This window comes from Pseudomonas sp. NFACC46-3, from assembly GCF_900114515.1.
In the GTDB taxonomy this organism is placed as follows: Bacteria; Pseudomonadota; Gammaproteobacteria; order Pseudomonadales; family Pseudomonadaceae; genus Aquipseudomonas; species Aquipseudomonas fluorescens_Q.
Genome location: NZ_FOTH01000067.1, coordinates 1 through 10,776 on the forward strand (window position 1 = coordinate 1; position 10,776 = coordinate 10,776).

General features: G+C 59.9%; 9 protein-coding genes. 4 read left to right on the top strand and 5 right to left on the bottom strand.

The genetic code is table 11. From position 1 onward, the window contains the following. Window positions 1-510: 510 nt before the first annotated feature. The 3 genes from BM300_RS29450 to BM300_RS29460 all read right to left on the bottom strand — a co-directional run bounded on the left by BM300_RS29450 (window position 511) and on the right by BM300_RS29460 (window position 3,125). Window positions 511-1,179 (bottom strand): polysaccharide lyase family 7 protein, encoded by a 669-nt coding sequence (locus tag BM300_RS29450; RefSeq protein ID WP_063324009.1) that lies wholly within the window; start codon window positions 1,177-1,179, stop codon window positions 511-513. A gap of 329 nt (window positions 1,180-1,508) precedes the next feature. Then, the gene (locus BM300_RS29455; protein ID WP_092151176.1) at window positions 1,509-2,177 is read right to left on the bottom strand and encodes a polysaccharide lyase family 7 protein; all 669 of its coding nucleotides are present in this window, start codon (window positions 2,175-2,177) and stop codon (window positions 1,509-1,511) included. Between the two features lie 282 nt (window positions 2,178-2,459). Further along, a complete protein-coding gene (locus tag BM300_RS29460) occupies window positions 2,460-3,125 on the bottom strand; it encodes a polysaccharide lyase family 7 protein (protein ID WP_092464687.1) in 666 nt (221 codons plus the stop codon). A gap of 324 nt (window positions 3,126-3,449) precedes the next feature. Here BM300_RS29460 and BM300_RS29465 point away from each other — a divergent pair, with 324 nt between their 5' ends. Genes BM300_RS29465 through BM300_RS29475 form a run of 3 tightly spaced genes read left to right on the top strand, consistent with a single transcriptional unit; the run spans window position 3,450 to window position 6,420 of the window. After that, a complete protein-coding gene (locus BM300_RS29465) occupies window positions 3,450-5,573 on the top strand; it encodes a putative bifunctional diguanylate cyclase/phosphodiesterase (RefSeq protein ID WP_092151173.1) in 2,124 nt (707 codons plus the stop codon). 42 nt (window positions 5,574-5,615) lie between these two features. Continuing rightward, the gene (locus BM300_RS29470; protein WP_092151170.1) at window positions 5,616-6,119 is read left to right on the top strand and encodes a M48 metallopeptidase family protein; all 504 of its coding nucleotides are present in this window, start codon (window positions 5,616-5,618) and stop codon (window positions 6,117-6,119) included. Between the two features lie 4 nt (window positions 6,120-6,123). After that, entirely contained in the window at window positions 6,124-6,420 is a 297-nt protein-coding gene (locus tag BM300_RS29475) for a winged helix-turn-helix domain-containing protein (RefSeq protein ID WP_092151167.1), read from the top strand. An 80-nt stretch (window positions 6,421-6,500) separates the two neighbouring features. On the opposite strand, the gene BM300_RS29480 is transcribed toward BM300_RS29475, so the two are convergent. Further along, the gene (locus tag BM300_RS29480; RefSeq protein WP_092151164.1) at window positions 6,501-6,953 is read right to left on the bottom strand and encodes a GNAT family N-acetyltransferase; all 453 of its coding nucleotides are present in this window, start codon (window positions 6,951-6,953) and stop codon (window positions 6,501-6,503) included. Between the two features lie 259 nt (window positions 6,954-7,212). Here BM300_RS29480 and BM300_RS29485 point away from each other — a divergent pair, with 259 nt between their 5' ends. Further along, window positions 7,213-7,950: a substrate-binding periplasmic protein gene (locus BM300_RS29485; RefSeq protein WP_063324015.1), complete on the top strand. Its 738-nt coding sequence runs from the start codon at window positions 7,213-7,215 to the stop codon at window positions 7,948-7,950. Between the two features lie 93 nt (window positions 7,951-8,043). Here the strand turns inward: BM300_RS29485 and yccS are convergent, their stop codons facing one another. Continuing rightward, a complete protein-coding gene (gene yccS / locus BM300_RS29490; protein ID WP_063324016.1) occupies window positions 8,044-10,215 on the bottom strand; it encodes a YccS family putative transporter in 2,172 nt (723 codons plus the stop codon). Window positions 10,216-10,776: the final 561 nt, after the last annotated feature.

Sequence of the window (10,776 nt, forward strand, 5' to 3'; positions counted from 1 at the left end):
CTGCTTTGCAGCCCAGCGGGGATAAATCCCCTCGTCACAAAAGGGGAGATTCCTACGAGATTTTCAGAAGGCCAGGGGAGCGATCAAAATCTCCGGCCATCCCACCAATCCTGGTCGGCTGTCAGGCCGCCATCGCGAGCAAGCTCGCTCCCACAATTGGAGCGGAGTACGACAAGGAGACAGGCCGGCTATAAGGCCGCCTCGGGCATGCTTTTGATCTGGGGCGCCCCGTTAAACCACGCTGGCCGAACGCAGGCATTGCGCAGTGGGCATCCCGGCATGGATGCCGGGATAGCCGCGCTGGGCCATGGATGGCCCTTCGCGGCGGCCCACGGAGCAACGCCGGAGTGAGGGCACACCGAGCCTAGGCGAGGTGCCGAGTGGTGGGGCAAGAGCGTTTTGCTTACTTTTGCGCTTCTCAAAAGTGAGCCGCTGTAAGAGCGGAACCGTCAGCAGCCGTTACCGCAGCAACGGATATACACACGATATCTCTCTATCGAAAGCACACAATCAAGTGTTGTGATCGATATCCAACTTACTGAACGTCACTTTCCCACCCTCGCTGGTATACCCACTGTTGTCCTGCACATACACGCCAGCCTTGAAGTACAACGGCTTGACCCGCCACGTAGAACTGATGGTGGTGTACCAACTACGACCCGCCGCAGTAATACCCAAGTCGCCGGTTCGATCAAGGTGAAGCCGGTAACTGAAGGACTGAGAAAGCTTCACGCCGCTGGCCACGGTGATAACCCGACCCTCGTCGTCATCGGGGCGCATGCGCACTTTGGCGACGATGTTGCCGGTCTTGCTGTCGTCCTTGTACTGGTATTCCAGCTTCACCATGGGTTTGCTGCTGTCCTTGGCATGAATCTGCCCGATCACGATCTTGCCGGTGCTGGGTACCTGGTTGACCACCAGGGTCGCACTCAATTTATTGTCGGCAGCGGGATACAGCCAGTTGCGCAAGGTGCCGTCTTTATAGGTCTCTCGTAATTCGCTGCGCGGGTAGATCGCATTTTCAGTCTTGGTGCCGGTCACCGGTGACCAGAAATACACCGTGCTGCCTTCGGAATTGAAGTATTTATCTTGGAAGCCATCCAACAGCCGAGGCGTTTCAATGGTTTTCGGTGGGCTGCCCTCGGGGATGCTCAAGTTCCAGGTTGCAAGATCGACCATGTTCGGATCCTTTCTGTACATAAGAAATGATTTACGCCACAGCCGAAGGCTCTAGGACGCGCTTTCACTGACGCCAGGAGGAAGCGGGAGCTCGCGTTTTTCACGGGGACCCGGCGGAGGGTTGGCGTCAGCAGACCGTCAGAGTGACGTTTGCCGCTTTGGTGCCCGAGACAGACGACCGTTAGTCGGCTAAAGCAGATTTTTTTTGAACGATGGCGATATGGCACTGCTGCGTGCCTTGTGCTCGATTGAGCGTGAGATGGGTTGCCGAAGCGTCGAGGAGGGCCCCGCAAGCAGCATCCGTGCTGCCATGGCGCCAGGAAAAGTGATCAGATGTTGTGTTTGATTTCCAGCAGGCTGAACGTCACTTTGCCGCCTTCGGTGGTGTAGCCGGTGTTGTCCTGCACATACGCCCCTGCTTTGAAATACAGGGGCTTGACCTTCCAGCTAGGATCGACGGTGGTTCTCCAGTTGTAGCCCGCTGCGCTGATACCCAGTGCGCCCTTCGGGCTCAGGTGGATCATGTAGGAGAAGCTGCGGTCCAGCTTCACGCCGGTGGCGATGGTAATGACTTGGCCGGTTTCATCGTCGGGACGCAGGCGCACCTTGGCGACGATGTTGCCGGTGGAGCTGTAGGTTTTGTACTGGTACTCCAGTTTCACCATGGGGCTGGTGCTGTCTTTGGTGTGGATCTGGCCGATCACGATCTTGCCAGTGCTGGGCACTTGGTTGACGGTCATGGTCGCGCGCAGGATGTTGTCCGCCGCCGGGTACAACCAGTTGCGCAGGGTGCCGTCGCTGTAGGTTTCCCGCAGTTCGCTGCGTGGGTAGATCGCGTTTGCAGTCTTGGTGCCGGTCACCGGTACCCAGAAGAACAGCGTGCCGGTGTCGGAGTGGAAGTATTCATCCTTGAACCCCTGGGCCAGCCGAGGTGTTTCGATGGTGATGGCGGGGCTGCCTTCGGGAATGCTCAAGTTCCAAGTGTTGAGATCGATCATGGTCGGATCCTGCGTAACGGGCGTAAAAGTGCTGAGTACCAAAGCGGGAGGCTCTACTCCGAGCATTTGGAGTGTGTTGATCGCGCAGGAAGGGGGTTTTTTGAACAGCCATCCAGCGGATGTTTGACGTCAATTGTCCGTCAAGCATGTCAATTGCAGCATTTATGCCTGGATGGATGACCGTTAGTCGGTAGTTTCGAACTCGCGCTGAACTATTACGCATCTACAGTGTATGGCTGGGCTGGCAGCATTCCGTTGCTGCCCTGGCGCCACGCAAAGCGCCTAGATGTGATCGATATCCAGCAGGCTGAACGTCACGGTGCCGCCTTCGGTGGGATAACCGGTGTTGTCCTGCACGTACACGCCCGCCTTGAAGTACAGCGGCTTGTCGCTCCATGTGGAACTGATGGGGGAGCTCCACTGGTAACCCGCGCCATTGATGGTCAGGACGCCGGCGGGGCTGAGATGGATCAGGTAAGAGAAGGATTGATTCAGCTTGATGCCCGTGGCGATGATGATGACTTGGCCTGTTTCGTCGTCCGGGCGCATGCGCACCTTGGCGACAATGTTGCCGGTGGAACTGTAGGTTTTATATTGGTATTCCAGCTTCAACAGGGGGCTGGTGCTGTTCTTGGTATGGATCTGACCAATCACGACCTTGCCGGTGCTGGGCACCTGGCTGACGGCCAGGGTGGCAGCCAGCTTGTTGTCCGCCGCCGGGTACAGCCAATTGCGCAAGGTGCCGTCGCTGTAGGTTTCACGAAGTTCACTGCGCGGATAAATAGCATTAGCGGTTGTGGAGCCGGTCACCGGCGCCCAGAAAAAAACCGTGCCGGAGTCGGAGTGGAAATACGGGGCCTGGAACCCTTGCACGAGCTGGGAGGTTTCGATGGTAGCCGGAGGGCTGCCTTCGGGGATGCTCAGGTTCCAGGTTGAGAGATCGATCATGGTGGGGATCCTCTGTCACTCGATGAAAAAGCTGCACACCACAAGGCAAGGCTCTAGGCCGGTATTTTCGGGCGTACGAGTAAGCGACGGAAGAAACTGCCCGGCAACTTTTCGGCGGGTGGTTGACGTCAATTGTCCGTCGAAGGGGTCTTTGCAGTTTCTGTGCCCGAGGAGGGTGACCGTTAGTCGGCTATTTCGGGCTTTGTCTGGATGATGGCGCGTTGACACCTACTGCTTTTGACAATCCCGGTCTAGAGTGAGGGGACAGTATTTGTCCGCTTTGCTACGTAAAAAACGGACGTGGCGCCCGATAAGAGAAGCAGCATGGAATGCGCGCAACCACCGCTCGGCGAAGACAGCTCTGTCCTTTTGATTGTTGATGATTACCCTGAAAACCTGCTCAGCATGCGAGCCTTGTTGCAGCGTCAGGATTGGCGAGTCATGACCGCGTCCTCGGGGGTCGAGGCGCTTAACCTGTTGCTGGAACACGACATCGATCTGGTTCTGTTGGATGTGCAGATGCCCGACATGGACGGTTTCGAAGTGGCGCGCCTGATGCGCGGCAGCCAGCGTACGCGGCTCACGCCGATCATTTTCCTGACGGCCAACGAGCAATCCCAGGATGCGGTGATCAAGGGCTATGCCAGTGGCGCCGTGGATTACCTGTTCAAACCCTTCGATCCGCAAATCCTCAAGCCCAAGGTCCAGGCGCTGCTCGAGCACCAGCGCAATCGCCGGGCCTTGCAGCGCTTGAGCCAAGATCTCGAAGCGGCCAGGGCCTTCAATGCCTCGGTGCTGGACAACGCCGCCGAAGGCATCCTGGTGGTGGATGAGAATGGCTGTATCCGCTTCGCCAACCCTTCTACCTGCCGCTTGCTCAATGCCACCGCCGAGCAGTTGCAGGGCATGCCGTTCCTGGATTTCCTGCAGAAACCGCACATCCCAGAGTGGGTCGATTCCGATATACACAACGCCTATCGGCGCGGTGAAACCTGGCGACTGCATGACGCGGTGCTACGCACGGCGCCTGGCCAGCAGGTGTCGGTGGCCTTGTCCTGTGCGCCATTGCCGTCGGAGCAGAAGGCGATGGTGGTGACGCTCCAGGACATGTCCGTGGTTCGCCATTTGCACCAACAACTCGAATACCAGGCCGTCACGGACCCGCTGACCGGTTTGCTCAACCGCCGGGGGTTCTACCAGACCGCCGAAAACCTGTTGATGCGCAGCGAGCGCCTGGAAAGCAACTGGGTGTTGCTGTACCTGGACCTCGATGGCTTCAAGCGGGTCAATGACTCGCTGGGGCACGATGCCGGGGACCGGGTATTGCGCTGGGTGTCGGAACAGTTGAAGGCGTGCCTGCGCCCATTCGATATCCTGGCGCGCCTGGGCGGGGACGAGTTCACGGCGCTGCTGGACCTGGAGTTCCCCGAGCAAGCGGCCAAGATCGCCGAGAAACTCATCGAGCGGGTCGCGATCTGCCAGCAGATAGAAGGCATGGACGTCGCATTGGGGGCCAGTATCGGCATCGCGACGTACCCCGATTGCGGCGCCAATCTCGATGGGTTGCTGCGGGCGTCCGACATCGCCATGTACGAAGCCAAGCGTGCCGGTCGCCAGCAATACCGCTTTTACGATCATGAAATGAACGGTCGCGCCCGTTCACGGCTGATGCTGGAAGAGAGCGTGCGCTCGGCCATCGAGAACCGCGACTTCAATATGGTCTACCAGCCGCAGGTAAGCATCATCGATGGGCGGATCCGTGGGTTCGAGGCGCTGTTGCGCTGGCAGCACCCCAGCGTCGGTGATGTTCCGCCGGGCCTGTTCCTGCCCTTGCTGGAAGAGGCGCGGTTGATCAGTCGCCTGGGCAGCTGGATTTATCATCGCAGCGCGGCCCAGCGCAAAGTCTGGGAGCGCTTGTTCGCTGACGACCTGGTGTTGGGGGTGAGCCTGAGTAGTACCCAGTTCGGCATGCCCAACCTGGTGACCGAGTTGCGCCAGGTCCTGGAGCGTCATGCCTTGAAGCCTCGGCAACTGGAGGTCGAGGTGACCGAGGATGCGCTGATGCGCAACCCCGATGAAACCCAAAAGCAATTGCGACTGCTGCGTCACCTCGGGGTGCGGGTGGCATTGGATGACTTTGGTTCGGGACCCTGCTCATTGACGCATCTGCGCGACCTTGAGCTCGATACCCTCAAGCTCGATCGGCATCTGATCGCCCGCGTACCGGGGTCGCCCCGGGATGCCGCGTTGGCCGCCTCGGTGATTGACCTGTGTACGCAACTGGGCTTGCGGGTGATTGCCGAAGGGGTGGAGACGCGCGAGCAATATGAGTGGCTGCAGGCCCATGGCTGCGAGTATGTGCAGGGGTTCCTCGTGGCGCGGCCCTTGATGGCCGAAGACACCGATGCCTTCGCCACACCGTTCGACTGGAGCGCGGTGCAGGCTTGAATTCGCTACACTGGCGGCCTCTTGTGACTGTGTTGCCCCTTGATGACCGCGCTCAAATACCTCCAGGCCTACCCCGCCGCCCTGCAAGCCCAAGTGCAGCAATTGATCGCCCAGGACCGACTGGGCGATTACCTGCAACAGCGCTATCCGGATCGGCATCCGATCCAGAGCGACAAGGCCCTGTACGGTTATGCGCTGGACCTCAAGCAGCAATACCTGCGTAACGCGCCAGCCATCGACAAGGTGTTGTTCGACAGTCGCCTGGACCTGACCCATCGCGCCCTCGGCCTGCATACCGCGGTGTCGCGGGTGCAGGGTGGCAAGCTCAAGGCCAAGAAGGAAATCCGCATCGCTGCGTTGTTCAAGGACGCGGCGCCCGAGTTCCTGAACATGATCGTGGTGCACGAGCTGGCGCACTTCAAGGAGTCGGACCACAACAAGGCGTTCTACCAACTCTGCGAGCACATGCTGCCGGGGTATCACCAGTTGGAATTCGACCTGCGGGTGTACCTGACCTGGCGGGATCTGCAACCCCACAAGGAATGACCGAATGGATGTCAGCAAGACCAAGAGCAGCTTCTACCGTCGCTTGTACGTGGCTTACCTGATCGACAGCGGTGTCGCCAGCAACGTCCCGGCCCTCACCGAAACCACCGGCATGCCACGGCGTACCGCCCAGGACACCATCGCCGCGCTGGCTGACCTGGATATCGTTTGTGAGTTCGAGCAAGAGGACGGCGCGCGCAACCATGCCGGGCGTTATCGGATTCGCGATTGGGGGGCGATTGATCGGGGGTGGATCGAGGGGAATTTGCAGCGGATCAAGGCCGTACTTGAATATCCCTGAATACTGGTTATGCCTGGGCTGACGCCTTCGCGAGCAAGCCCGCTCCCACAGTGGGGTCGGGCTTGCTCGCGAAGAGGATCTTAAGGCCGATGCATACCAATGTGTGGAATCCCATCCTCCATGTATTCCACACCCACCACTTCAAACCCATACCGCCCGTAGTACCCCTGCAAATGCGCCTGGGCCGACAGTGAGATCGAGGTGCCGGGCCAGTGTCTCTCGGCGTGCTTGAGGCCCTGTTCCATCAGTTGATGGCCCAACCCCTTGCCCCGTGCTTCTGGCGCAATGATCACGCGCCCGATCACCACGTCACTGTTTTGCGAATGCGGGTCGAGCAGGCGCAGATAGGCCACCAGGTGGTTGCCCTGCCAAGCCATCAAATGGCACGTGTCGCCCTCAAGGTCCAGGCCGTCAACGTCCGGGTAGGCGCAGTTCTGTTCGACAACGAACACTTCGGCACGCAATTTGAGGATGGCATACAGCTGTTCCTTGCTCAGGTCACTGTGATGTTTACAGACCCACTCGATATCCATTTTTGAATTTCCTGAAGAGCTTGATGCCGATATTAAGCGTGCTTGGCCCGGAAGTCTCTTTCTCGCTCGACTGGAAAATCTGCGATAAAGACCAAAATGCCATCATTCCTCTGTCGCGGCGTTGTCGTCTTTGTGTAATCTTCGTGACAGCGCTGCGCAGCGGTTCCAATGAGCTAATGTTAGGACCGGGTGTCTGAGGATGCCTGTTGAGTGTCGGCTAAAAACAAACCGGGCTTTGAACCCGTCAAGGACGTTTGGCATGCCGCGATTGCATCGAGCTCTTGCATTGATCGGATTGCTGTTACTGAGCTATGAGGCCTGCGCGCAAAAGCTGCGTCTGGTCGCCGATGCCTGGCCGCCCTTTACCGATTCCACATTGATCAATGGTGGCCTGGCGACCGATATCGTCAGCACGGCGCTGGCGCGGGCCGGCTATGCCACGGACTTCGAACAGGTGCCTTGGGCCCGGGCGATGCTGGGCATCGGCGAGGGCCGCTATGATGTGCTGGTCAACGCCTGGTACAGCGAGGAGCGCACTCACATTGGCCAGTTCTCGGCTGAGTATCTGCTCAACCGTGTGCGTTTCATCAAGCGCAAGGACGAAACGATCCAGTTTGACAGCCTGCAACAGCTGCGTGCCTATCCCATCGCCGTGGTTCGCGGCTACGCCTACTCCAAGGACTTCGACGAAGACCTGCAAATGCAGAAAGTCCCTGTGCATAACTTTGCGATGGCGGTGCGCATGCTGGCTGCCGATCGTGTGAAGTTGACTCTGGAAGACGAATACGTCGCCCGCTATTACCTGGCCCGCGAATCCGCCAAGGTACGCAGCGCCGTGGAGTTCCTGCCCAAGCCCTTGAGCGAAAACAGCCTGCACATCCTGGTCAGCCTGAAGAACCCGGAGCATGAGCAGATTGTGGCCGGATTTGATCGGGAGATCGCGGCGATGAAGGCGGATGGGAGTTATGCGCGGCTGTTGAAGGCGCATGGGATGTAGGGGGGAGCAGCTTCAAGCTTCAAGCCATAAGCTGCAAGCAGAGCGCACGAACTTTGCTTGCAGCTTATGGCTTGAGGCTTGAAGCTGAGGCCGTCAGGCCTTCATCAAATGCGCCGCCAAGGTCCGCAATGGGCCAAGCTGACGGCAAATCAACGCCAGTTGCGTCTGCACCAGGCGCTGTCCTTCGTCGATTTCATCGGGCATCCGCTCAAGCTCGCTGGCCAGGGCTTCTTCTTCGTCGCTCTGGATCGCGATCGGCTGTTTACTTGCCAGGCCCTGGGCGATTTCGTCGATGCTCGCTGCCAGTTTCACCCCAGCCCCGTCGATCAACTGTTCGCGCACTTCGGTCGGCAGTTCGGTGCCCCGGTGGGCGCCCAGGCCCGACAGATAGCTGAGCAGGGTGTGGGACAGCACCAGGAAACGGAACCCCACATCGGCTTCCTTACGGAAATGCCCCGGCTCCATCAGCATATTGGCCAGGGTGGTGGACAATGCGGCATCGGCATTGTGGGCGTTGCGTCGGGCCAGGCGATAGGCCAGGTCGTCGCTTTTGCCGGCGGCGTACTGCTGCATGATCTGGCGCAGGTAGATGCTGTTGCAGGTCAGCGTATTGGCCAGCACCTTGTTCAGCCGACGGCCCTGCCAGTCGGGCAGGAACAGGAAGACCGCCAGCCCGGCAATCAGGCTGCCGAGCAAGGTATCGAACAGCCGTGGCAACAGCAGCCCGTAGCCGTCGCCCACCTGGTTGAAGCAGAACAGCACCATGATGGTGATCCCCGCTGTCGCCAGGGTGTAGCGGGTCGTGCGGTTGGTAAAGAACACTACCCCGGCGGCAATGGCGAAGCTCGATTGCACCAGCGGATTGGGAAACAGATCGAACAGCGCCCAGGCCACCGTCAGGCCGATGGCGGTGCCGATGATCCGCTGGCCGAGCTTGCGCCGGGTGGCGCCGTAGTTGGGCTGGCACACGAACAGTGTGGTAAGGATGATCCAATAGCCCTGGGACGGATGGATCAGGTGCACCATGGCGTAGCCCACGCTCAGGGCCAAGGGCAAGCGCAGGGCATGCCGGAACAGCAGCGAAGTGGGCGTGAGCTGGGTACGCAAGCGCAGCCAGACATCCTTGAGGTTGCGCGGCGAGCGGTCGAGCAGGCTGCTGTCGGTGGCGTCGGCCAGGGCGTCGGGGTTGCTCGCGTCGCTGAGCAGGCGGTCCATGGTAGCCAGGTTCACCGACAGTGCCCGCAACGAACGCAGCAAGCCGCGCCAGGCCGGGTTGCTCTGGATGCGCAGGTGTTCGAGGGACGCGTGCAGGTCGTTGAGGGCCTCGGCAAAGGTGTCGTCGTAGACGAACGGCTGGCGCAGTTGGATCGACTCGGCCAGCGCCTGGCAGGCCTTGCCTTGCTGACGCAGCAGGCGTTGGCAGCGGAACAGTACGTCGCTGTGAAAGAAGGCCTCGGCCAGGGCGTTGTAGGGATAGTGAGAAGAGCTGGCGCGTTCGTGGATGTCCTGGGCCAGGAAGTACAGTTTCAGGTACCGGCTGACTTTCGAGCCGGGGCGGCCATTGCCCACGCGGTGCAGGATGATTTCCTTGGCGCTGTTGAGCGCAGCGACCACCCGGCCATTTTGCTGGGCCAGTTCCAGGCGTCGGGCTTCGACGTCCAGTTGGCGGATCGGCTCCAGCAGCGACGATTTGAGTTTCAGGTAGCGTCCCAGCTCGCGAAACAGCCGAGCCAGGCTTTGTTGCACCGGTTGGTTGGAAAACAACGCCTGCCACAACACCGACAGCAAGCCGTACCACGCGGCCCCCGTGACCAGTAGCAGGGGTTCATGCCAGAAATCATTGACTGCGCCGCCGCGCTGGTCCACGCCGATCATGGTGTAGACCGACAGAATCAGCGTGGCCGAGGCGATGGCGCCATAGCGCTCACCCAGGGCGCCAAGCATGGTCAGGCCAAAGGCCGCCAGGGCCAGGGCGATGATGAACAGGACGGGATAGGGGAACAATAATTCAACCGACAGTGCCGCGACGGTGAAGCACACCAGGGTCACGGCCAGCGCGTTGAGGCGGCCCTGCCAACTGTCGTCCGTCTCGGCCAGGGCGCTGGCGATGATGCCCAGGAACAAGGGAATCAGCAGCCCCATCTCATCCAGGTACCAGCACAGCCCCATGCTGCCGGTCAGGGCGATGAAGACCCGCACGCTATAACTGAACTTATCCAACGCCCAAAGGCGACGCAAAGACTGGCTAAACGAGTTTGCTGACATGAAGTGCACGGGCCTGACGGGCAATGACGCTAAATTGAGGCAGTAATGACGCCGACGCAATGGCGGCGATCACATCCGACAGCAAAAAGTGTTCCGCGATGCACCTGAGGCCACTTCCCGGTGGCGAGGGAGCTTGCTCCCGCTGGGGCGCGCAGCGGCCCTAAACCCGGCGACACGGTGGATCAGGTTGATTGAGTGAGCTTGAGAGGGGGGCTGCTGCGCAGCCCAGCGGGAGCAAGCTCCCTCGCCACAAAAGCATCCCGGTCGACCAACCGATTTGCTCTTGAAACTGACACTGATTCGAGGCATTTCCTTAACTCGCGCCTTGTCCAATTCCGCTAAAACGAGGCAGTAATCACGCAATGGCGGCGATCACATCCGACAGCAAAAAGTGTTCCGGGATGCACCTGAGGCCACTTCCCGGTGGCGAGGGAGCTTGCTCCCGCTGGGGCGCGCAGCGGCCCTAAAACCCGGCGACACGGTGGATCAGGTTGATTGAGTGAGCTTGAGAGGGGGCTGCTGCGCAGCCCAGCGGGAGCAAGCTCCCTCGCCACAAAAGCA

Bases quoted from the DNA above. Each gene is read 5' to 3' on its own strand.
- BM300_RS29450 (WP_063324009.1), bottom strand. From the start codon at position 1,179: ATGGTCGATCTTGCAACCTGGAACTTGAGCATCCCCGAGGGCAGCCCA.
- BM300_RS29455 (WP_092151176.1), bottom strand. From the start codon at position 2,177: ATGATCGATCTCAACACTTGGAACTTGAGCATTCCCGAAGGCAGCCCC.
- BM300_RS29460 (WP_092464687.1), bottom strand. From the start codon at position 3,125: ATGATCGATCTCTCAACCTGGAACCTGAGCATCCCCGAAGGCAGCCCT.
- BM300_RS29465 (WP_092151173.1), top strand. From the start codon at position 3,450: ATGGAATGCGCGCAACCACCGCTCGGCGAAGACAGCTCTGTCCTTTTG.
- BM300_RS29470 (WP_092151170.1), top strand. From the start codon at position 5,616: ATGACCGCGCTCAAATACCTCCAGGCCTACCCCGCCGCCCTGCAAGCC.
- BM300_RS29475 (WP_092151167.1), top strand. From the start codon at position 6,124: ATGGATGTCAGCAAGACCAAGAGCAGCTTCTACCGTCGCTTGTACGTG.
- BM300_RS29480 (WP_092151164.1), bottom strand. From the start codon at position 6,953: ATGGATATCGAGTGGGTCTGTAAACATCACAGTGACCTGAGCAAGGAA.
- BM300_RS29485 (WP_063324015.1), top strand. From the start codon at position 7,213: ATGCCGCGATTGCATCGAGCTCTTGCATTGATCGGATTGCTGTTACTG.
- yccS (WP_063324016.1), bottom strand. From the start codon at position 10,215: ATGTCAGCAAACTCGTTTAGCCAGTCTTTGCGTCGCCTTTGGGCGTTG.